A 20,832-nucleotide genomic window follows, 5' to 3' on the forward strand; every position below is an offset into this window, starting at 1 on the left:
GGGAGAAAGATTTGACCAAGTTACGCCCCCAATTGCTGGCTTTGGGCCTCGCGCTTTCGGCCACGCTGGCGCCACTGGCAGCGCATGCCGAACTGACCCTGGAACAGGCACTGAACCAGTTCAACTTGGTGGTGCTGGGTGATGCCAAGTCCAGCTCCCATGTGGACGGTCGGACCTTTGTGGGTGGCAACCTCGCCGGCAATGGTGATTTTGTGCAACACCCCGCTGATACCCCCGCGTCTGGCTACACCGGCCTCACGGTGCTGGGCAACGCCAATGTGGGCAGCGTCAACGGGCTGGGTGTGTACGTCGGTGGCAATTTGACGCAGGGCAATGTCAACTCGGGTGCCGCGCGCGTCCAGGGCAATGTGTCCAACGCCAACCTCAATGGCAGTGCCCCTGCCGCCATCGGCGGCACGGTATTGGGCAGCAACATCAACAGCGGCCGCATCGGTGGTGCGGCCGAAACTGCGGCCCTGGTGGCCGCCGGGGCGCAAGCCAACGCCCAGGACTTCGGTGCCTTGTTCAGCCAGTCGTCCAGTTTCATTGCCGGCTTGGCGGATACCGGCGGCACTGTCAGCATCGCCTACAACCGTGTCACCTTCAACGCTGTGGCCACGAACGGCGTGGCGGTGTTCGATCTGTCTGCCATCGATGACGCCGTGTTTGCTGCCGGAGAGTTTCAGTTCAACCTGAACGGCGCTACCACCGTCATCTTCAACAGCGACAAGGCGAATATCCAGACCAGTGCCAATTTCCTGGCCAACTCTGCGCTGGCCTACGGCAAGAGCTTTTTGTGGAATTTTTATAACGCCACGGACATCGTGTTGGGCAGCCAGTTTGGCGGCAGCATTCTGGCCACCAACGCCAAGCTCACCAACGCCAACAACATCGAAGGTTCGGTGGTGGTGAAGTCGCTGGACCAGAGGGGCGAGATCCACCTGCAGCCATTCGCCGGCACGATTCCGGTCACCCCTGTGCCTGAGCCAGGCACCTACGCCATGCTCTTGGCCGGCCTGGCACTGACGGCCCGTGTGGTTGCCAAGCGCCGCAAGGTCTGACGGGTTCTGGTCCCCAGCAAAAAAGCGCCCTGCGGGGCGCTTTTTTGCTGGCCTGCGCATCGGCGCAGCGTGGGGGTGAAGCTCTAGCGCTCTTCCACCTTGCCATCGGCGTGTTTGGCAAAGCGGCCCTGGGTGCGCGGGTGCACGGGGTCACTCGCGCCCCAGGGCCAGCCGCCAAATTCGGTGCGTCGGTAGTCGGCAAAGGCCTGGTGAATCTCTTGCTGGGTGTTCATCACAAACGGGCCGTACTGCGCCACCGGCTCACCAATCGGGCGAGCCTGCAGCACCAACAGTTCACTCTCGGCCTCACCGTTCACGAAACTGCAGCCATGGTCCGCCTGCACTTCCATCACGGATTGGACGGGTACTGACTCTCCCGCCACGGTGAGTGCGCCGCCCTTGAAAAAATACAGGATGCGGCGTGTGGCAGCACTCGCCGCCGCGGGCAAGGTCCACTGGGCGCCGGGGCTGAGTTTGATGGTGTAGATGCCCAGGTCGCTGCCCGGTTCGCTGGCCCAGGAGTCGGGGGGCGGGGGCAGGGCCTGTTTGCCTTCCAGGGTGCCGGCAATACACACCACCTCGGTGGTCTTGCCCTGTGCATCGGTCGCGGTAATGCGGGGAATGTCCTCGTGCCAGAACATGGTGAAGTGGGGCTCGGCCATCTTGTGCTTGGCCGGCAGGTTGACCCAGATCTGGAACAGCTCGGTCGGGTTGGGCGCGTCGGTGTGCAAGAGCGGAAACATCTCGCAGTGCACGATGCCTTTGCCGGCCGTGAGCCACTGCACGTCACCGCCGCCAAAGCGGGCGGTGGCTCCCAGCGAGTCGGAGTGGTCAATGCGGCCGTTGCGCACGATGGTGACCGTCTCAAAGCCCCGGTGCGGGTGCGAGGGGAAGCCCGGCACGGTGTCACCGTGGTACATGCTCCAGCCGTCCTTGCCGGCAAAGTCTTGGCCGATGTTGCGGCCGGCCAGCAGCGCCGGGTCGGGCGCCATCTGCGCGTTGCCCGCCGGGTAGGCGTCGTTGTGGTGCACGCAGAACAGGAAGGGGTCCATGGTCTGCCAGGGGAAACTCAAAGGGGCGATGGAGCGCAGGATTTTCATATCCCGCATTGTCCCCGCCTTGGTAAGTTTTTGCAGCCCTTGCGGCAGAGCCCCTGTGGCGCCCCACTAAGATCGGCGCATGCTTTTTTCTTCTCTTTTGGCGCGCCCCGGTGGCCGTGTGGCCCTGGTGCTGGCCAGCCTGGCGGTGCTGCTGGGCGCAGACTACGCGGTGCGCCCGCCTGCGGCCGCCCCCGCGCTGGCGCAGATGCCGGCCATTGCCGTGGGCGGCCAGCCGGTCCAGGCGGCGCAGTTGCAGCGTGTGGCCGGGGGCGATGTGCCCATGCCGCCTGGCGCCGCCGCCGCGCACGCCAGCAGCCTGCTACCCATGCCGTCCGGACACGCTGCAGCTTTGAGCCTGTTCTGGTTTTCGGGCGAGCGCGAAAGTGGCCCGCTGGTGCAGATTGCCGCCACCCAATGGGTCCGCGCCAGCCAGGCCTGGCTGCCGCCGCGCTTTGTGGTGAATCGCCACCAGATGGGCGACTTGCTGGGCCATGGCCTGCGCCGCTTGGGCAACCCCGTGGCGTGGAAGGATGCGCAGGGCCGCATGCACCTGTTTGTGGTGGCCACGGGCTGGGGCGGTTGGGCCGCCAGCCGGGTGCTGCATTTGCAGCAAAGCAGTGCCTCGCAGGACCTGGCTCAGCTGGCCTTTGCACCCGTGCGCGTGCTGCCCTTGTCGTGGTTGTGGAACACCAGTTTTTTGGTGCGCAACGCCACGCTGCCCCTGCAAGACGGCGGTGCGGTGTTGCCGGTGCACTTTGAGCTGGGGCTGAAATATCCAGCGGCCGTGCGGCTGGATGCGAACGGGGAATTTCTGGGCCTGACCCGTATGTCCAACCGGACCCACAACCTGCAACCCAGCCTCCTGCCGCAAAGCCCTGCGCAGTGGGTGGCGCTGATGCGCGATGAGCGGCACGGTGGCCGGGTCACCGCCGCACGCACCGACGATGGCGGCGCGCATTGGACCGATTTGCCCGACCTGCCGCTCGGCAACCCCGATGCGGCCGTCGCCGGCTTTGCACTGGGCCCGCAGCAAATGCTGCTGGCCCACAACCCCACCCCCGAAGGCCGCGCCCGGCTGGACCTGAGTCGTAGTGCTGACGGCCTGCAGTGGACGCTGCAGCAAACGCTGGCAAAAGGCGCGGAGGAGGCAGAGTTTTCGTACCCCGCGCTGGCTTGGGCCGATGGCGCCTTGTGGATCAGCTACACCGTGGACCGCGCGACGCTGTCCTGGCAGCGGTTTGCACCCGGTGGATCCGGCACACCTGGAGGCACGCCATGAGTGCGCCCGCTTTGCCACCACTGTGGTTGATGCAGGTCTGGCTGCCGTTGGGCTGGGCGGTGGTCCTGGCTGCCTTGGTGCTGCTGCTTGTCAGCCGCTTCACCCGGCATCGCGGTGTGGTGTGGGGCTTGCCGCTGCTGGTGGCGCTGTGGACCCTGCTGCCTGGCGAGTGGTCACCCGCGTACTGGCTGGGCCTGGCGTTTCAGGCGCCCAGCGTGCTGATGGTGCTGCTGTGCGCCTGGTGGGGCGGCCGCGTGCTGCGTGGTGCCCCTGGGGTGGCGCGCCCGGGCAAACCCATGGTCGTTGTGCTGCTTGCCGCCCTGGTGCTGGGCTGGCTGCTGTTGCTCGACACCCTGGCCCAACTGCCGGTCGCCTTGTATGCCTTGGGCTTTGGTGCGCCCGCCGTGGCTGTTGTGGCGCTGGTCACCGTATTGCCGCTCTTGCAAGCGGGTTCGGCCCAACGCGTGAGCACCTGGCTGGCGCCGCTGGCCGTGTTGCTGTTTGTGCTGCTGCGCCTGCCCACCGGCAACGTGTGGGACGCGGTGCTGGACCCCTGGCTGTGGCTGGCACTGCATGTGGTTCTGCTGCGGAGTGTTTTGAATCGCTCCTGATTTGATAGCTGCTCACGCAGCGATCACGAGGGCTAGAGGCTCATATGGCTTCAATAGGAGGACGGGGCGATAGAGCGTCTGCTCTGCCGCTGCCGTGGCGGGAACTTCATACCGCCAGCCGGGCTCCACACCCCATGCAACGCAGAACCACCTTGGCCGCTCTGGCCGCACTCCCCAGCCTGATCACCACCCCGCTGTCCAGCGCCGCCACCCAGCCCTTGTTGCAAGGGCTCAAGCCCTCGCCGCGCATGCCGGTGCTGTTTGTGGGGCATGGCAGCCCCATGAATGCGATTGAAGATAACGCCTGGCGGCGCAGCTGGCAGACCATGGGGACCGAGCTGTTGGCACGGGGCGTGCGGCCGCAGCTCATTCTGTGCATCTCGGCGCACTGGCTCACACCGGGCTGGCAGCTCACTGGCATGGCGAAGCCCAAGACCATCCACGACTTTGGTGGTTTTCCGCAGGCCCTGTTTGACCAGCAATACCCCGCGCCCGGCGCGCCTGCGGTGGCGCGCAGTCTGGCGAGCACACTCCAGTCGCCTGCCACTGGCGCGCCCTTGGGAGTGGACGCCCAGTGGGGCTTTGACCACGGCACCTGGTCGGTGCTCAAGCCCATGTTCCCCAAGGCCGACATTCCCGTGCTGCAACTCAGCATGGACTACAGCCGCGCGCCTGCCGAGCACTACGCGCTGGGCCGGCAGCTGCAGGCGCTGCGCGAGCGGGGCGTTCTCATCGTGGGCAGCGGCAACATCGTGCACAACCTGCGCGCCACCCGCGAAGGGACCGCCGCCAACGAGGCCTACGACTGGGCCACCGAGTTCGATACCGTGGTGCAGAACCAGATCAAAAAGGGGCAACTGGACGCCTTGCAAAACTTTCAGTCACTGGGTGCGGTGGCGCAGCAGGCCCACCCCTCGCACGACCACTACCTGCCACTCCTTTACGCGGCGGGTGCGGCGCGCGCCTCTGAGATGCCGCGCTTCTTCAACACTGGCTTCCAGTCCGCGTCCATCTCGATGCGCTCGGTGTTGTGGGGGTGAGGGGTTTTTGATTGCTATTAAAAATGTAGCTGTTTGCGCATATTCAATAAGGGATTTGGGCACTTTTTGTATATAGATTGAGGCCCTCCTATACTTGGGCCATGAGTGAGTCAGCCCTTTCTTCCGCCTTGCCAGCCAGCGCACACCCGGTGCCGCAATCTGCGCGTGCCGGCAAATCTGCCAAGCCAGCCACCCGCACCAATGACCCGGCCCGCACCATGGCCGGCATTATGGAAGTGGCGACCAAGGAGTTTGCCGCCAAGGGCCTGAGTGGTGCGCGCATCGATGCGATTGCCGAGGCCACCCACACCAGCAAGCGCATGATTTATTACTACTACGGCAGCAAGGAAGGGCTGTACGTAGCGGTGCTGGAAGAGTCCTACCGGCGCATGCGCCAGATCGAAGGACAGTTGCATCTGGAGGACATGGAGCCGGAGGCCGCGCTGCGCCGGCTGGTGGAGTTCACGTTCGACCGGCATGCGGACAACGAGGACTTCATACGCCTCGTGATGAACGAAAATATCGAGCAGGGCAGCTACCTGGCGCAGAGCAAGACCATCCAGCAGCTCAACGTGCCGGCCATACAGGCGATTCGCCAACTCTATGACCGGGGGGTGCAACAGGGTGTGTTCCGCCCGGGGCTGGATCCGGTGGACATCCACGCCTCCATCTCGGCGCTGACGTTTTTCAATGTGTCCAACCGCCACACCTTCGGGCTGATCTTCAAGGACAAGGCGCAGAACGCGCAGTCCGATGCCCGTCGCGCCAGCATCACCGAGATGGTGGTGCGCTTCGTGCGCAAGTAATCCCTTCGGTTCGATGCCCCTGGGCGCAAGGCGCCCCCAAGCCATTTACTTTTGGCATAACAGCTTTCCCGGCTATAGGCGATCGATCTAGGGAAAACCCGCATCTCGTAAAACTAACTAGTTCGTACATTGGCAAACGTACGAAATCTGGAGCGTTGCGTGGTCAACAAATTTATCAATGGGTACTGCAAGTTGTTGGGCTACCTGATCGCCGCAGCATTGGCGCTGATGGTGGTGCTGGTGTTTGGCAATGTGGTGATGCGTTACGCCTTCAACTCGGGCTTCACCCTGTCTGAGGAGTTGTCGCGCTGGTTGTTTGTGTGGGTCACCTTCATGGGCGCTGTGGTGGCCCTGCATGAAAAAGCCCACTTGGGCACCGACATGCTGGTGGGCCGCCTGGGCGCCACCGGCAAGAAGGTGTGCATGGTGCTGTCTCTGGTGCTGATGTTGTTCTGCCTGTGGCTGGTGGCCAAAGGTTCTTACGACCAGTACCTCATCAACAAGGGTTCCACCAGCCCGGTGATGGAAGTGTCCATGGGCATTTTTTACGCCTCGGGGGTGGTCTTTGCCGCACTGGGTGCACCCATTGTGCTGATGGACCTGTGGCGCTTGCTCAGCGGCCAGGTGGACGACGCACACCTGGTGCTGATCCAGGAATCTGAAGAGGCCCCGCACGGTGGCAATTCGGATGCCCAAGCCCATTCCCGCAACTGAGCCCGGAGCCGATTGAGATGACGATTGCAATTTTTCTGGGCTCTTTGCTGGCGGCCATGGCGCTAGGCGTGCCGATTGCGTTTGCCCTTCTGCTATGTGGCGCTGCGCTGATGTGGCAGATGAACATGTTCGATGCGCAGATCCTGGCACAGAACGTGATCGAGGGGGCGAACAGCTTTCCGTTGCTGGCGGTGCCCTTCTTCATGCTGGCCGGCGAAATCATGAATGCAGGCGGCCTGTCGCGCCGCATCGTGAACTTTGCCATGGCGCTGGTGGGCCACATCAAGGGTGGCTTGGGCTACGTGACGATTGTGGCAGCTGTGATCATGGCGTCGCTGTCGGGCTCTGCGGTGGCCGACGCTGCTGCGCTGACCGCTTTGCTCTTGCCCATGATGGTGGCGGCTGGCCACGACCGGGCCCGCTCGGCCGGGCTGATTGCATCGGCCGGCATCATCGCGCCCATCATTCCGCCCAGCATTGGCTTTGTGATTTTTGGCGTGGCAGCCAACGTGTCTATTTCCAAGCTCTTCATGGCCGGCATCTTCCCGGGCGTGTGGCTGGCCCTGTCCTTGGTGGTGACCTGGTGGTGGCTGGTGCGCAAGGAAATGGTGGTACCGCCACCGCGCAAGAGCGCAGCAGAGGTGCTGGAGGCCATGCGCTTGGCCACCTGGGCACTGGTGCTGCCCTTCATCATCGTGTTTGGCCTGAAGTTCGGGGTGTTCACACCCACCGAGGCGGCCGTGGTGGCAGCCGTCTATTCGCTATTTGTTTCTACCGTGATCTACCGCGAGCTGAATTTCAGCAAGCTGGTGCCTCTGTTTATTGCAGCCGCCAAGACCAGTGCGGTGGTGATGTTTCTAGTGGCAGCAGCCATGGTCTCAGCCTGGATGATCACCGTGGCCAACCTGCCTGGCCAGGTGGTGGAATTGCTGCAGCCGCTGCTGGACAGCCCGCGCCTTTTGATGTTGGCCATCATGATCCTGACGATTGTGGTGGGTACCGCACTGGACATGACCCCCACGATTCTGCTGCTGACCCCAGTGTTGATGCCGGTGGTCAAGGCTGCAGGCATTGACCCGGTGTACTTCGGTGTGATGTTCATCATCAACAACGCGATTGGTCTGATCACCCCGCCAGTAGGCACGGTGCTGAACGCCGTGGCCGGCGTGGGCAAGGTGGGTATGGACGAGGTGACCAAAGGGGTGCTGCCCTTCATGTTTGCGCAGTTCGCCATCATGTTTTTGATGGTCGCCTTCCCGCAGCTGGTGATGGTGCCTGCGCGCTGGTTTTATTGATTCTTAACGGCAGCCGGGCGTGCTTGGGTACGCCACGTCCGGCAGGCTTTTTGTAATGCGTACAGCCGCTCTCGGTTCCCACAATTTCAGGAGACAAGTCATGAAGCGTTTAGCCCTCAAAGCCATTGCCGCTGCCGCCGTCCTCGCCACCTTGGGCGTGGCCCAGGCACAAGAGATCCGTGAACACACCATCAAGTTCGCCACCCAAAACCCCAAGGGCCACCCCATGGTGCTGGGCATGGAGCGTTTTGCCGAGAATGTGACCAAGAAGTCCGGCGGCAAGATCAAGGTCAACCTGTTCCCCGGCGGTGTGCTGGGCGGTGACCAGGCCAATGTGTCCGCCGTGCAGGGCGGCACGCTGGAAATGGTGGTGCTCAACACCGGTATCTTGGCCAGCGTGGCCAAAGAGTTGGCAATTTTTGACTTCCCTTTCCTGATTAGCTCCGCCCAAGAAGCCGATGCGCTGGTGGACGGCCCCGTGGGCAAGAAGCTGCACGCCAAGCTGGAAGAAAAAGGCATTGTGGGTCTGTCCTACTGGGAGCTGGGATTTCGCAACATCACCAACAGCAAGCGCCCCATCCTCAAGGTGGAGGATATCGAAGGCCTGAAGCTGCGCGTGATCCCCAACCCCATCAATGTGGACTGGGTGAAGGCCCTGGGTGCCAACCCCACACCGCTGCCGTTCCCCGAGCTGTACGCAGCGCTGGAGCAAAAGGCGATTGACGGCCAGGAGAACCCCCTGACCGTGATCAATGCCAACAAGCTGTACGAGGTGCAGAAGTACGTCACGCTGACCAACCACCAGTACAACCCCCAGTCGGTGATCATCAGCAAGAAGTTCTGGGACACGCTGAACGCTGCCGAGAAGAAGCTGATTGACGAAGCATCGGACGACGCCACCAAGTACCAGCGCGAGCAGTCCCGCGCCCAAGCCGCTGCGGCGGTGGATGGTCTCAAAAAGGGCGGCATGACGGTGAGCGAGTTCTCGCCGGCCGAGCTGGCCAAGCTGCGCGAGAAGATGAAGCCCGTGGTGGCCAAGTACAGCGCCAACGTGGGTGAAGCCACCGTCGCCGAAGTGCAGGCCGAACTGGCCAAAAACCGCAAGTAAGGGCCGCCCCCCTGCGCAGCCAGGTGGCTGCGCAGGGCCGCTGAATTTTTAAGTATTCGAGGTTGTATGAAAGTCCTGATGCTGCACGGCATTAACCACAATATGTTCGGCAAGCGCGACCCCGCGCAGTACGGCACCATCACGCTGGACGAAATCAACGCCAGCTTGACCACGCTGGGCCGCGAGCTGGGCGTTGACGTGGAGGCCTTTCAGACCAACAGCGAGAGCGCCATGTGTGAGCGCATCCACCAAGCGTTTACCGATGGGGTGGACGCCGTGCTCATCAACGCCGGTGCCTGGACGCACTACAGCTATGGCATCCGCGATGCCGTCTCCATCCTGACCTGCCCGGTGGTGGAGCTGCACATGTCCAACATCCATGCGCGCGAGGAATTCCGGCACAAGTCGGTATTTGCCGACATCGTCAAAGGCCAGATTGCCGGCTTCGGCGCAGACAGTTATTTGCTGGCGCTGCGCGCCGGTGTGAATGCGGCCAAGGCTGCGAAGGCCGCGCAGGCATGATCATCAACGGCAACACCGAAGTCATTGCCCACATTGGCTTCCCCACGCACGCCTTCAAGGCCCCCATGATTTACAACCCCTGGTTTGAAAAAGCCGGGGCCAATGTGGTGGTGGTGCCCATGGGCTGCCAGAGCCCGGACTACGCCACCTTTTTGCGCAGCGTGTTCACGCTCACCAACATCCGCGGCGCACTCATCACCATGCCGCACAAGGTGCCTACCACGGAGCTGGTGGACGAGTTGTCGCCCACTGCGGCCATTGCCGGCGCGTGCAATGCGGTGCGCCGGGGCCCGCAAGGGCAGCTGCAGGGGGACATGTTTGACGGCGCCGGCTTTGTGCGTGGTGTGTTGCGCAAGGGCCTGAAGCTGCAAGGCGCCCGCGCCCTGGTGGTGGGCAGCGGCGGTGTGGGCTGTGCCATTGCGGCCTCGCTGGCGGCCGAAGGCCTGTCGGCACTGGCTGTGTTTGATGTGAACGCCGCTGCGTCCGATGGCCTGGCCGCCCGCCTGCGTCAGCACTACCCGCAGCTCGACGTGTTGACCGGCTCCACCGACCCGGTGGGCTTTGACCTGGTGGTGAACGCCACGCCGCTGGGCATGAATGAGGGCGACGCGATGCCGCTGGATGTGACACGCCTGGCCGCCACCACGTTTGTGGGCGAGGTGGTCATGAAGTCCGAGACTACGGCTTTTCTGGCCGCGGCCATCGCACGTGGCTGTAAGGTGCAGGTGGGGTCTGACATGCTGTTCGAGCAGATTCCGGCCTACCTGGAGTACTTTGGCCTGCCCAGCACCACCCCCGAAGAGCTGCGGGCCGTGGCCACGCTGCAGTACTGATTTTTAAGCCTTTTAGGCCTCTAGGCCTCGTGGATACTGCGTGAGCAGCTCCTAAATCAGGAGTGAAACGAGCTGCTGTTTGCGGCTAAGGCGTGCGCACCAGCAGCCATTCGCGGCGGAACAGCCAGTCCTGGGGGTGCCACAGGTTGTCCAGCGTCACCTCGCCACTCTTGTGGCGGCTCTTCACATGCCAGCGCTGCGCCACCAGCGTGCAGTGGGGCAGGCAGCTGGGGGCTTCGTTCAGGTCCTCTTGCAGCCAGACTATGGCGTCAAAATCTGCCAGCAAGCGGTCCAGTCGTTCCTTGGCGGGCATGTCGGGGTACAACGCGCCGGTGTTGCGGCCTTCGGAGTCGTAGGGGGTGATGCGCGCACCGGGCAGCACAAAGTGAAAACGTTCGTACTGGCCGGTAAACCCGTTGGGCACCACCACGCGCTGGCCGCGCATCTGCGCCTGCACGGCGGGGCTGTAGCCGGCGGCAACGGTAGAAATCGGCGCCACCATCAGCGTGAAGCAGCCATAGACCGCCGCACAGGTCAGCAGGCAGGCGTTGCGCACCCAGATTTTGGAAAGAAATCCTGCGGCAGCCCCAGCCAATCCTGCGCCAGCAGCTAGCAAAGTCATAGCAACTTCTGGCGTGCTGGCAATCCCCATGCTGCCCATGACCCAACCAATGCGTGCCAGCATCACCAGCGCTGGGGCGCACACCAAGAGGGTGACCCAGAACCAGACGCGGGGCAGCCGGTCCCACACCAGCGCCATGGCAATGGCCAAGGCTGGCATGGCCGGAATGACATAACGCGCCGAGCGCTGGCTGGGAATGGTAAACACCACCAGCCACACCACCAGCCAGGCCAGCAGCACCCACAGCGCCGGCGTGAGTTGCGCATAACTTTGGCGGCGCACGCCGCGCCACAGCACCAGCGCACAAAAGCCCAGGGCCATGAAGGCGAGCAGTCCCGCGTTTTCGGGGTAGGCCAGCAGCTGTGTCCACAGGGGGTAGGGGCCCGACAGCGCCGCTTGCCAGTAGCCCATGGTGTTGGACATCTTGCCCGCGTTTTCGGCCACCACAAATTCTTGCCAGACGGCAGCCGGGTCCGGATCCAGCACAAACCACAGCGCAAAAATGCCCACGCCCAGCAGCGTGCTCCAGGCCACGCCCGCGGTGGTGCGCCACGTGGTGCGCCAGGCCAAAGGTTCACTCAGCAGCACCGCGCACCACAGGGCTGCGGCAGCCGGGGCCACCAGGGCAAATGATTTGTAGGCCGCGCCCAAGCCCATGGCGATACCAAACAAGGTGTAAGCCAGCCAGCCCAGGGTGGATGGCTGGTTCAGGGCGTTGTCACGGACACGCAGCCACAACACCCACCACATTGGTAGGGCCAGCCAGAAGGTTTCGGGGGCCGAGGTGAGGTAGACACGCCCGTAGCGGAAGGTCGAGAAGAACAGCAGGTACAAGGCCGCTGCCACGCAGGCCGCGCGCAGCTTACCGGGCGCCGGCGCCATGCGGTGGGCAAAGAAGGCCAGCAGGGCGGTGGTGGCAAAGGTGTAGGCGATGCTGGGCAGGCGCAGCGCAAACAGGTCCCAGCTTTGGCCCCAGTCACCGGCCACCATGGCTTGCCAGATCAGTAGCGGCGGCTTGGTGTTACGCGTGCCCAGCAGCTCGGACTGCAGGGGCAGCCAGTGGCCGCTCTCGGCCGTCATGCGCGCGATGTGGATGTAAACCATCTCGTCGCCATTGGTGGGCGCGTAGGGGCTGCCCAGGCCCAACAGGTACAGCAGCGCAGTAAACGCTACCAAAAGCAGCCATGGCCAATGCGCAGATCGGTTTTTGCGCCGGGCCGCCCCAAGCAAAAACGCGCCCCCCTGGGGGGCAGCGACCCGCGCAGCGGTGGAGCGTGGGGGCTTCATTCTTTGGGGCGCTTGAAGGTCCAGCGGTCGTTGGCCAAGAAGTTGCTGACGCTGGCGGCGATGATGGCGATGATGTTCGCCACGCGGTAGTCCATGCTGCCCGACAGCAGCAGCGTGAGCACGTACTGCAGGCCGCTGCCGAAGGCCGACGCAGTGACGTACTGGCCAAACTCCATCCCCAGCAGACGCAGGCTCACGGGTTGGACTTCGCCGGCTTCCAGGTTCTTCACCCGGTCAGCCCACGTCCACAGGCGGTTCCAGGTGAAGTTGTTGAGGGTGGCCAGGGCGATGGCCAGTGCCAGGGACAGGTAGGGTTTTTTGTAACCCGCCTCAATGACATTGAAGAGGTATTCGTGGCCCAGGTAGAGCACGCTCAGGTTCACCACCACGCCGCTGGCGCCCACGATGCCAAATTTGATGAAACGGTAACGCTCCAGCAGGCCCAGCGCCCACAGCACGGCGCGCTGCAGTCCATTCACGCCACTCATACGCTTGCGGCCTCGGTGCGGGTGCGCAGGTAGGTCAGGGCTTGGTCCAGCACCGGGTCGGGGGCGATGCGTTTGAGGCACTGGTTATCGCCATCGCAAAAGGTCAGGCGGTGGTTGTAAGCGGTGAGGCAGGGCGAGCAGGCGATGCCCGACTCCAAAATGATGGTGCGCTTGCCCAGCGGCCCATAGAGTTTGCCCGTTTCGGGCCCGAAGAACACCATGGTCTGGATGGGCGTGACCGTAGCGAAATGACTGGGTCCGCCGTCATTGGTGATCAACAGGGCACTGGCGTGCATCAGCATGAGCAACTCGCGGATGCTCTTGGTGTAGCCGGTCAGGTTGAGGCAGGCTTCGTGGCCCACCTGGGTCTGGAGATCGCGTGCGAGGATGGCATCGTCCTTCAGGCCGATCAGGCCCACGGCATAACCGGCAGCACACAGGCCTTGGACCACGCGCGCATAGTGGCTGGCAGGCCAGGCGCGCTCGGGCAGGATGCCGCCGCCCGCATAGACCAGCACCAGGGGGCGATCCCGCGTCACGGGGTGGTCGGTTTCCACCTTGCTGCGGTAGGTCTCCAATTCGGTGGGCGTGAAGGCCACCGACAACTCTGGCTCGGCCGGAACGTCGCGGATGGCCCCTGCGCGGTTGCGTGGCATGCCGTGGGGCGACTGCAGTGCATCCACCAGCGACAAGAACTGCTTGCTGATGTGCTGGTAAGGGTTGTAGGGAATCGCGTGGTTGATGAAGCTGCCGCGGTACAGGCCTTCCTGCGTGTGGGGCGTAAAGCCCGCGCGCACGGGTGCACCCGTGCTGAAAGAGAGCAGGGCGCTCACGCGCGAAAACAGTTCGCAGTCAATCACTGCGTCCAGACCGAGGCGGCGCATGGTCAGGCTCACTTTGAGAATGTCTGCAATCAGTGCGCCACCGGAACTGTCGTCCAGCGTGTGCATGTGCTCGGGCTCGGTGAGCGAGAGCAGCTTGGAGACTTCCTGGTTTTTCTTGAGCTGCAGGATATGAATGGCCGCACCGGGGTATTGGCGGCGCAGCGCTGCAAACATGGGGCCTGCCAGCACAATGCTGCCCATCTCGGACAGCAGGATGACCAGAATATTCTTGGCTTGTGCGTCCAGCGTGGCGGGCGCAGACCATAAGCCGGTGACGCGTACCCAAGCCGAGACCGCAGCACACAGCAGTTGGCCAACCCAGCGGTCTATGAATCGTTGTGTTTGGAGTTTCATCGGGTTGGCATTGTGCCAGCCGCGCAGTTGTGCGCCGCTGGCTGAGGACGGCTTTACAGGCCGGCGGCTGCGCGCAGGGCGGCAGTCTTGTCGGTGCGCTCCCAGGTGAACTCGGGCTCTTCGCGACCGAAGTGACCGTAGGCGGCCGTCTTTTCGTAGATGGGGCGCAGCAGGTCCAGCATCTGGATGATGCCCTTGGGACGCAAGTCAAACACCTCGGCCACGATGGCAGAGAGCTTGTCGTCGGGAATCACGCCCGTACCTTCGGTGTACACCGTGATGTTCATGGGCTTGGCTACGCCGATGGCGTAGGCCACTTGCACCTGGCACTGCTTGGCCAAGCCTGCAGCCACCACGTTTTTGGCCACGTAGCGTGCAGCGTAGGCAGCCGAGCGGTCGACCTTGGAGGGATCTTTGCCAGAGAATGCGCCGCCACCATGGGGGCAGGCACCGCCGTAAGTGTCCACAATGATCTTGCGACCCGTCAAGCCGCAATCGCCCTGGGGGCCACCCACCACAAAGCGGCCGGTGGGGTTGATCAGGTACTTGGTGTTTTGCAGCCACTCTTTGGGCAGCACGGGCTTGATGATTTCTTCGATGATGGCTTCGGTGAACGAAGCCTTCATCTTGTGCTGGGTCTCCGACTGGTCGGGGCTGTGCTGGGTGGACAGCACCACAGTGTCGATGCTGTGGGGCTTGCCGTCTACATAGCGCATGGTGACCTGGCTTTTGGCGTCAGGGCGCAGGAAGGGCAGGCGGCCGTCCTTGCGCAGCTGCGCCTGGCGTTCCATCAGACGGTGCGCGTAGTAGATGGGGGCGGGCATCAGCTCGGGAGTCTCGTCGCAGGCGTAGCCGAACATCAGGCCCTGGTCGCCAGCGCCGGTGTTCAGGTGGTCGTCGGACGCGTGGTCCACGCCCTGGGCGATGTCGTTGGACTGCTTGTCATAGGCGACCAGCACGGCACAGCCTTTGTAGTCGATGCCGTACTCGGTGTTGTCGTAGCCGATGCGCTTGATGGTGTCGCGTGCCACCTGGATGTAGTCCACATGGGCGTTAGTGGTGATTTCACCGGCCAAGACCACCAGACCGGTGTTGGTCAGGGTCTCGGCAGCCACACGGGACATGGGGTCCTGCTTGAAAATCGCGTCCAGGATTGCATCGGAAATCTGGTCGGCGACTTTGTCGGGGTGGCCTTCAGACACAGACTCGGAGGTAAAGAGAAAATCGTTCGCCATAACTAGGTCTCCAAAATTAACGTCAAGTCGCGTTGCTTGGGCTTTGGAGCTTGCAGCGAACGCTTTAGCAGATTCGTCAAAAATTTGACAAGGCACAATGGCGGGCCTTGGGAGGCAAACCAGTGTGTGCGTCGCCCTGCAAGTAGTTCCATAACTCAGCGACGCTGCCGATTTTAGCCCACCCATGTTCCTGGTTTTCAAATTGCTGTCTTATCTGCCTTTGTGGCTATTACACGGCGTGGGCTGGGTGCTGGGATGGTTGGCCTTTCTCTTGTCGCCTACGTACCGCCAGCGCTTTGTCGCCAATGCACGTCAAGCGGGTTTGGGTGCGGCGCAGCGGCGTGCTGCGGTAGGCCAATCCGGCATGTTGGTGGCAGAGTTGCCGCGCTTGTGGTTGGGGGCGCCAGTGCCCGTGGTATGGCAGGGGCGACAGCATGTGGAAGCTGCCATGCAGGGGGGGCGTGGTGTGGTGTTCTTGACCCCTCACCTCGGCTGTTTTGAGATTACGGCCCAGGCCTATGCCCAGGCCTTTGGCCAGCAGGGCCGGCCCATGACGGTCTTGTTTCGGCCGCCCAGGCAAGCGTGGCTCGCGCCCCTGGTGACGCAAAGCCGTGCCCGGCCCGGCATGGAAACCGCTCCCACCACGCTGGCCGGGGTCAAGCAAATGCTCAAGGCGCTCAAGGCTGGGCATAGCGTGGGTTTGTTGCCGGACCAGGTACCGCCGCAATCGCAGGGGGTGTGGGCTCCGTTTTTTGGCCGAGATGCCTACACCATGACCTTGTCTGCCCGTTTGGCGGTCCAAAGCGGTGCAACGGTTTTGGTGGCTTGGGGTGAGCGACTGCCTTGGGGGGAGGGGTATGTCGTCCACGTACGGCCTTTGGATGCGCCCATGTCCCCCGATTTGAGTGTGGCTGCAGGCCAGATCAACGCAGCGATGGAGGCGCTCATCCTCCAGTGCCCGATGCAGTACCTGTGGGGTTATGCCAGGTACAAGACGCCGCGTGCGACGCCCTGAGGGGCCCAAAGGTAGGCCATGATGAGTCGCTGGATGCTGAAACTATTGGTGCTGCTGGGGGCACTGCCTTTGCCGCTACTGCGTGGTTTGGGATGGGTGTTGGGCGCGATGTTGTACGTCCTGGTTCCCTCCCGGCGGCATGTGGTGCAGACCAATTTGGCCTTGTGTTTTCCTGCGTGGAGCTCGGCCGAGCGCAGGCGGCAATGTCTTTTGACCTTTGTGCACTTCGCCCAATCCTGGCTGGACCGGGGGTGGCTCTGGCATGCACCGCCATCGCTGGTGCAGGCACGCTTGCAACTAAACGGTGCGCTGGAGGCACTGGCTGGCGATACCCCGACTGTCTTGTTTGCCCCTCATTTCATGGGCCTGGATGCTGCGTGGACGGCGCTGACCCAGCAGGTGCCGCGGCGGTTTTCGACGATTTACTCCCCCCAGCTCAACCCTGCGGTCGATGCCTGGGTCCTGGCGGGGAGACAACGCTTTGGACAGGCGGAGATGGTGGCGCGCTTGGATGGCGCCAAGCCGATTGTGGCGGCGGTACGTCGCGGGGAGCCCCTCTATCTTTTGCCGGATATGAACTTTGATCCATCCGAGTCACTGTTCGTGCCCTTTTATGGCGTGTCTGCGGCGACCGTGCCCTCCTTATCACGCTTTGCCAAGCTGGGGCGGGCCCAGGTGGTGCCTGTGGTGACTCGCATGACGCCCAAGGGCTACGCCATTCAAGTGTTGCCACCTTGGGACAACTTTCCGACAGCAGACCTCGAGGCCGATACCGAGCGCATGAATAGCGAGCTGCAGTCATACATCGACACCATGCCTGCCCAGTATTACTGGGTGCACAAACGCTTTAAAGACCGCCCCAACGGAGAGGCCCCGCCTTATTAATTAGTTAGGTCGCTGGCGCGGTGTCGGCTGGCGCAGCGCCTGTGGTGTCGCCCGGGTGGGCCCATTTCCACAGGAGCTGGGCGACCTCTTCAATGCCCTGGCGTTTGGGGGCCGAGAACAGCATGACTTCGCCGCCACCTGCCTGCAATTTGGTAATAGACAAAATCTTGGCTTGTTCGCTGCGGGTGAGCTTGTCGGCCTTGGTCAGGATGATCAAGAACTTCAGACCCTCTTGCACCCGGGGGCGGATCACATCGAGCAGGATTTCATCCAGCTCGGTCATCCCGTGGCGCGGATCGCACATCAACACAATAGCCTGCAGGTTTTTGCGCGTAACCAGGTAATTAGCCATGACCTGCTGCCAGCGGATCTTGTCCTGTTTGGGGACGGCCGCGTAGCCGTAACCCGGCAAATCGGTCAGCACTGCATCGGTCTGGCCCTGTTTGCCCAAGGCGAACAGGTTGATATGCTGGGTCCGGCCGGGCTTCTTGGAGGCAAAGGCCAGCTGCTTCTGCTGGGTCAGGATGTTGATGCAGGTGGATTTGCCTGCGTTGGAGCGGCCTACGAAGGCAATTTCGGGTACGTCCAGCTCCGGCAAAAAGTGCAATTGGGGCGCTGTTGTGAGAAAGCGGGCCGTATGTAACCAGCCCATGGCCACCGCTCCCGCCGACTTTTCTGCGCCGGGTGCGGGGGTGTTGGTGGCGCTTGGAGCGCGTGGGTTTGGTGTATTGGTCATTGAATGTGAAGGTAAACCCAGAGCTGCATTGTAGAATGGCGCTGTTTTGCTCACCAGACACGACATTCCTATGAAGTTGATTGCACACCTGCTCCTCGCGGCCTCTTTTGTGGCCTTCTCTGCGCCTTCCTTCGCAGAAGACGCCAAGCCAGAGGTTGCCAAAGCCGCCAAGCCTGACCTGGTCAAGGGTGAAGCCAGCTATGCCGCAGTGTGTGCCGCCTGCCACGGGGCGGATGGCAACGCGGGATCGCCTGCTTACCCCAAACTGTCGCAGCAGCATCCCGAGTATTTGGTGAAGCAGCTGCAAGAGTTCAAGGCCGACAAGCGCAACAACGCCGTGATGAAGGGTTTTGCATCAGCGCTGAGCGATGCTGACATGAAGAACATTGCCTACTGGTTGACTACGCAAAAAGCCAAGACTGGTTTTGCCAAAGACAAGGCGCTGGTGTCCTTGGGTGAGCGTATTTACCGGGGCGGGATTGCTGATCGTCAAGTTCCCGCATGTGCAGGTTGCCACAGCCCCAACGGCGCAGGTATTCCCTCCCAGTACCCGCGCCTGAGCGGCCAGCATGCGGATTATTCGGTGGCCCAGTTGGTCGCCTTCCGTGACGGCGTACGCAAGAACAGTTTGCAAATGAGCCAAGTGGCCGCCAAGATGAACGACCGTGAAATCAAGGCTGTGTCGGATTACATCGCCGGCCTGCGCTAAGTCTTATTTTTCGGCGCGCGCTTGGTTCTACGGAACCAATCGCACCGTAACCACCCCAACAGGCGGGACCATCCCATGATGGCCTGCCTTTTTTTTTGAATCTTCACAGCTGCCCATGACAGTTTCTACCCAAGGCTTGGCGTTAAAGACGGGCTCGCAGGCTTGGCGCTCTGCCGTCGAGTTGCTGTCGTCCATGCGTTTTGCTATTTCACTTCTCACGGTGATTTGCATTGCATCCATCATCGGCACGGTTCTCAAGCAGCACGAGCCTCTGAATAACTATGTCAACCAGTTCGGGCCTTTCTGGACCGATGTCTTTGGCATGGCCAGCCTTTTCAGCGTCTACAGCGCTTGGTGGTTCTTGTTGATTCTTGCGTTTTTGGTGACGAGCACGTCCTTGTGTGTCGCGCGCAATACGCCAAAAATTTTGGCGGATCTTCGTTCTTACAAAGAGAACATTCGCGAGCAAAGCCTGCAGGCTTTTGGGCAGCGGGCACAGGCGGAGTTGGCAGAGCCCGCAGAGCCAGCTGCACACCGGATTGGCAATTTGCTGGTCAGCGGTGGCTGGCGTGTCAAGTTGCAACGGCGTGAAACAGCACAAGGCACTGGGTGGATGGTGGCGGCCAAAGCGGGCGCGGCCAACAAGTTGGGGTATATCGCAGCCCATAGCGCGATTGTGTTGGTGTGTTTGGGGGGCTTGCTCGATGGCGACTTGATTGTGCGGGCCCAAATGCTGTTCAACGGCAAGCAGGTCTACAAGGGCGGAGGACTGATTGCGGACGTGCCGCAGCAGCATCGTCTGAGCGAGCGCAATCCGACTTTCCGCGGCAATTTGCTGGTCGCAGAAGGCACGCAGTCCAGCACGGCCATCTTGAACCAATCGGATGGCGTATTGTTGCAGGACTTGCCGTTTGCCATTGAACTCAAAAAGTTCATCGTGGAGTACTACTCCACAGGCATGCCCAAATTGTTTGCCAGCGATATCGTGATTCACGACAAAGTGACCGGTGAAAAGATTGAGGCGCGTACGGAGGTGAACCACCCTGTCAAGCACCGTGGCATCGAGATTTTCCAAAGCAGTTTTGACGACGGCGGCTCCAGCTTGCGTTTGCGCGCGCAGTCGCTCACCGGTCGTAGTCCCACCTTTGAACTACAAGGGGTGGTCGGAGGCAGCTCCCAATTGACGAACCAAGTTGGTCTGCCAGGCGATCAATTGACAGTGGAGTACACCGGTCTGCGCGTGATCAATGTAGAGAACTTTGGCAGCAATCCGGCAGAAGGCGTTGATGTTCGCAAAGTGGATTTGCGCGAGGCCATGAACGCCCAAATGGGCGCTGCCAACAAGACGAAAGAACAAAAAAATTTGCGCAATGTGGGCCCTAGCGTGACCTACAAGCTGCGCGATGGTGCCGGCCAAGCCCGCGAATACCACAATTACATGCTGCCGGTGGACATGGGTGAGGGTGTGCCTGTGTTTTTGCTCGGAATGCGAGAGACGCCGGCAGACACTTTTCGCTATATCCGTGTGCCTGCAGACGAGAAAGGCTCCATGGATGATTTCATGCGCCTGAGCCAAGCACTGGCCAATCCCGCCATGCGCGACAAGGCCGTGCAACGGTATGCCGCTAAGGCGGTGGATGGCAAGCGGCCGGAGTTGTCAGCGCAGCTCAGTGCTTCTGCGGCACGTGCGTTGGCCTTGTTTGCAGGCGTGCCAGTGGGGGAGCAGGTGACTGCCGTTGCAGGGCTGCAAGCCATTTCAGATTTTATTGAGGCCAATGTGCCGCAAACCGAGCGCAGCAAAGCTGGTGAGGTATTGGTACGTATTTTGAATGGTGTTTTGTTTGAGTTGGAGCAAGTGGCCCGTGAGCAGGCTGGGCTGCCAGCCTTTGCGCCCGATGCACGTGGCCAAGCCTTTATGACCCAAGCAGTGCTGGCGCTGAGTGATGTACCTTTGTATCCTGCGCCTTTCGTGTTGACGCTGGAAGATTTCACGCAGGTACAGGCCAGTGTGTTCCAAGTGGCGCGCGCCCCCGGTAAAACAGTGGTGTATCTGGGGTGTGCCCTCCTGATCATTGGGGTATTTGCCATGCTCTACGTTCGTGAGCGCCGCGTGTGGGTATGGTTGGCACCAGAGACCGGTGGTGCGACGACCCGGGCGTCCATGGCCTTTTCCTCCAATCGCAAGACCCTGGACAGTGACCAAGAGTTTGAGCACCTCAAAACACGTTTGTTGGCGTGGAAGGAATAG

General features: G+C 62.0%; 20 protein-coding genes. 14 read left to right on the top strand and 6 right to left on the bottom strand.

The genetic code is table 11. The features are described 5' to 3' along the window. The first annotated feature begins 11 nt into the window (after positions 1-11). Entirely contained in the window at positions 12-1,061 is a 1,050-nt protein-coding gene (locus CHU94_RS17840; RefSeq protein ID WP_255034026.1) for a collagen-binding domain-containing protein, read from the top strand. An 83-nt stretch (positions 1,062-1,144) separates the two neighbouring features. Here CHU94_RS17840 and CHU94_RS17845 read toward each other — a convergent pair whose 3' ends face one another. After that, on the bottom strand, positions 1,145-2,161 hold the full coding sequence (locus tag CHU94_RS17845; protein ID WP_255034027.1) for a pirin family protein: 1,017 nt from the start codon (positions 2,159-2,161) through the stop codon (positions 1,145-1,147). Positions 2,162-2,240: 79 nt separating this feature from the next. On the opposite strand from CHU94_RS17845, the gene CHU94_RS17850 reads away from it, so the two are divergent. From CHU94_RS17850 to CHU94_RS17890, 9 genes are all read left to right on the top strand, one after another. Further along, positions 2,241-3,440: an exo-alpha-sialidase gene (locus CHU94_RS17850; protein WP_094482353.1), complete on the top strand. Its 1,200-nt coding sequence runs from the start codon at positions 2,241-2,243 to the stop codon at positions 3,438-3,440. Next, complete coding sequence (locus CHU94_RS17855) at positions 3,437-4,051, top strand: hypothetical protein (RefSeq protein ID WP_094482355.1); 615 nt, start codon at positions 3,437-3,439, stop codon at positions 4,049-4,051. The genes CHU94_RS17850 and CHU94_RS17855 overlap by 4 nt, the downstream gene beginning before the upstream one ends. Positions 4,052-4,185: 134 nt before the next feature. Then, entirely contained in the window at positions 4,186-5,091 is a 906-nt protein-coding gene (gene ygiD, locus CHU94_RS17860; RefSeq protein ID WP_094482357.1) for a 4,5-DOPA dioxygenase extradiol, read from the top strand. A gap of 101 nt (positions 5,092-5,192) precedes the next feature. Next, positions 5,193-5,897 (top strand): TetR/AcrR family transcriptional regulator, encoded by a 705-nt coding sequence (locus CHU94_RS17865; RefSeq protein ID WP_094482359.1) that lies wholly within the window; start codon positions 5,193-5,195, stop codon positions 5,895-5,897. Positions 5,898-6,056: 159 nt separating this feature from the next. Next, positions 6,057-6,611 (top strand): TRAP transporter small permease, encoded by a 555-nt coding sequence (locus tag CHU94_RS17870; protein ID WP_176452077.1) that lies wholly within the window; start codon positions 6,057-6,059, stop codon positions 6,609-6,611. A gap of 17 nt (positions 6,612-6,628) precedes the next feature. Next, positions 6,629-7,906 (top strand): TRAP transporter large permease subunit, encoded by a 1,278-nt coding sequence (locus CHU94_RS17875; RefSeq protein ID WP_094482361.1) that lies wholly within the window; start codon positions 6,629-6,631, stop codon positions 7,904-7,906. Positions 7,907-8,006: 100 nt separating this feature from the next. Beyond that, a complete protein-coding gene (locus CHU94_RS17880) occupies positions 8,007-9,014 on the top strand; it encodes a TRAP transporter substrate-binding protein (RefSeq protein ID WP_094482363.1) in 1,008 nt (335 codons plus the stop codon). A 66-nt stretch (positions 9,015-9,080) separates the two neighbouring features. Beyond that, positions 9,081-9,536, top strand: a complete 456-nt coding sequence (gene aroQ / locus CHU94_RS17885; RefSeq protein ID WP_094482365.1) for a type II 3-dehydroquinate dehydratase — start codon at positions 9,081-9,083, stop codon at positions 9,534-9,536. Further along, complete coding sequence (locus CHU94_RS17890) at positions 9,536-10,369, top strand: shikimate dehydrogenase (RefSeq protein ID WP_094482868.1); 834 nt, start codon at positions 9,536-9,538, stop codon at positions 10,367-10,369. The genes aroQ and CHU94_RS17890 overlap by 1 nt, the downstream gene beginning before the upstream one ends. An 85-nt stretch (positions 10,370-10,454) precedes the next feature. Here CHU94_RS17890 and CHU94_RS17895 read toward each other — a convergent pair whose 3' ends face one another. Genes CHU94_RS17895 through metK form a run of 4 tightly spaced genes read right to left on the bottom strand, consistent with a single transcriptional unit; the run spans position 10,455 to position 15,239 of the window. Further along, positions 10,455-12,278, bottom strand: a complete 1,824-nt coding sequence (locus CHU94_RS17895; RefSeq protein WP_094482367.1) for a glycosyltransferase family 39 protein — start codon at positions 12,276-12,278, stop codon at positions 10,455-10,457. Continuing rightward, entirely contained in the window at positions 12,275-12,766 is a 492-nt protein-coding gene (locus tag CHU94_RS17900; RefSeq protein ID WP_094482368.1) for a GtrA family protein, read from the bottom strand. The genes CHU94_RS17895 and CHU94_RS17900 overlap by 4 nt, the downstream gene beginning before the upstream one ends. After that, positions 12,763-14,004, bottom strand: a complete 1,242-nt coding sequence (locus CHU94_RS17905) for a glycosyltransferase family 9 protein (RefSeq protein ID WP_094482370.1) — start codon at positions 14,002-14,004, stop codon at positions 12,763-12,765. Before CHU94_RS17905 ends, CHU94_RS17900 begins: the two co-directional genes overlap by 4 nt. 53 nt (positions 14,005-14,057) lie before the next feature. Further along, positions 14,058-15,239, bottom strand: a complete 1,182-nt coding sequence (gene metK / locus CHU94_RS17910; protein ID WP_094482372.1) for a methionine adenosyltransferase — start codon at positions 15,237-15,239, stop codon at positions 14,058-14,060. A 184-nt stretch (positions 15,240-15,423) separates the two neighbouring features. Here metK and CHU94_RS17915 point away from each other — a divergent pair, with 184 nt between their 5' ends. Both CHU94_RS17915 and CHU94_RS17920 read left to right on the top strand, forming a co-directional pair. Beyond that, positions 15,424-16,254, top strand: a complete 831-nt coding sequence (locus CHU94_RS17915; RefSeq protein WP_094482374.1) for a lysophospholipid acyltransferase family protein — start codon at positions 15,424-15,426, stop codon at positions 16,252-16,254. A gap of 33 nt (positions 16,255-16,287) precedes the next feature. After that, positions 16,288-17,139, top strand: a complete 852-nt coding sequence (locus CHU94_RS17920; RefSeq protein ID WP_255034028.1) for a lipid A biosynthesis acyltransferase — start codon at positions 16,288-16,290, stop codon at positions 17,137-17,139. A 4-nt stretch (positions 17,140-17,143) separates the two neighbouring features. Here the strand turns inward: CHU94_RS17920 and yihA are convergent, their stop codons facing one another. Next, positions 17,144-17,791, bottom strand: a complete 648-nt coding sequence (gene yihA / locus CHU94_RS17925; protein ID WP_255034051.1) for a ribosome biogenesis GTP-binding protein YihA/YsxC — start codon at positions 17,789-17,791, stop codon at positions 17,144-17,146. A 154-nt stretch (positions 17,792-17,945) separates the two neighbouring features. Here yihA and CHU94_RS17930 point away from each other — a divergent pair, with 154 nt between their 5' ends. Continuing rightward, positions 17,946-18,584 carry a cytochrome c gene (locus CHU94_RS17930; protein ID WP_094482381.1) on the top strand — a complete coding sequence of 213 codons (639 nt, stop codon included), beginning with the start codon at positions 17,946-17,948 and terminating at the stop codon, positions 18,582-18,584. Between the two features lie 115 nt (positions 18,585-18,699). After that, a complete protein-coding gene (locus tag CHU94_RS17935) occupies positions 18,700-20,832 on the top strand; it encodes a cytochrome c biogenesis protein ResB (protein ID WP_094482383.1) in 2,133 nt (710 codons plus the stop codon).

The sequence above is a fragment of the Rhodoferax sp. TH121 genome (genome assembly GCF_002251855.1).
GTDB lineage: Bacteria > Pseudomonadota > Gammaproteobacteria > Burkholderiales > Burkholderiaceae_C > Allorhodoferax.

Excerpts from the sequence above, each read along its gene's own strand:
- CHU94_RS17875 (WP_094482361.1), top strand. The coding sequence starts at position 6,629 with ATGACGATTGCAATTTTTCTGGGCTCTTTGCTGGCGGCCATGGCGCTA.
- CHU94_RS17855 (WP_094482355.1), top strand. The coding sequence starts at position 3,437 with ATGAGTGCGCCCGCTTTGCCACCACTGTGGTTGATGCAGGTCTGGCTG.
- CHU94_RS17935 (WP_094482383.1), top strand. The coding sequence starts at position 18,700 with ATGACAGTTTCTACCCAAGGCTTGGCGTTAAAGACGGGCTCGCAGGCT.
- CHU94_RS17920 (WP_255034028.1), top strand. The coding sequence starts at position 16,288 with ATGCTGAAACTATTGGTGCTGCTGGGGGCACTGCCTTTGCCGCTACTG.
- CHU94_RS17850 (WP_094482353.1), top strand. The coding sequence starts at position 2,241 with ATGCTTTTTTCTTCTCTTTTGGCGCGCCCCGGTGGCCGTGTGGCCCTG.
- yihA (WP_255034051.1), bottom strand. The coding sequence starts at position 17,791 with ATGGGCTGGTTACATACGGCCCGCTTTCTCACAACAGCGCCCCAATTG.
- CHU94_RS17865 (WP_094482359.1), top strand. The coding sequence starts at position 5,193 with ATGAGTGAGTCAGCCCTTTCTTCCGCCTTGCCAGCCAGCGCACACCCG.
- CHU94_RS17930 (WP_094482381.1), top strand. The coding sequence starts at position 17,946 with ATGAAGTTGATTGCACACCTGCTCCTCGCGGCCTCTTTTGTGGCCTTC.
- aroQ (WP_094482365.1), top strand. The coding sequence starts at position 9,081 with ATGAAAGTCCTGATGCTGCACGGCATTAACCACAATATGTTCGGCAAG.
- metK (WP_094482372.1), bottom strand. The coding sequence starts at position 15,239 with ATGGCGAACGATTTTCTCTTTACCTCCGAGTCTGTGTCTGAAGGCCAC.
- CHU94_RS17915 (WP_094482374.1), top strand. The coding sequence starts at position 15,424 with ATGTTCCTGGTTTTCAAATTGCTGTCTTATCTGCCTTTGTGGCTATTA.
- ygiD (WP_094482357.1), top strand. The coding sequence starts at position 4,186 with ATGCAACGCAGAACCACCTTGGCCGCTCTGGCCGCACTCCCCAGCCTG.
- CHU94_RS17880 (WP_094482363.1), top strand. The coding sequence starts at position 8,007 with ATGAAGCGTTTAGCCCTCAAAGCCATTGCCGCTGCCGCCGTCCTCGCC.
- CHU94_RS17895 (WP_094482367.1), bottom strand. The coding sequence starts at position 12,278 with ATGAAGCCCCCACGCTCCACCGCTGCGCGGGTCGCTGCCCCCCAGGGG.
- CHU94_RS17900 (WP_094482368.1), bottom strand. The coding sequence starts at position 12,766 with ATGAGTGGCGTGAATGGACTGCAGCGCGCCGTGCTGTGGGCGCTGGGC.
- CHU94_RS17845 (WP_255034027.1), bottom strand. The coding sequence starts at position 2,161 with ATGAAAATCCTGCGCTCCATCGCCCCTTTGAGTTTCCCCTGGCAGACC.
- CHU94_RS17905 (WP_094482370.1), bottom strand. The coding sequence starts at position 14,004 with ATGAAACTCCAAACACAACGATTCATAGACCGCTGGGTTGGCCAACTG.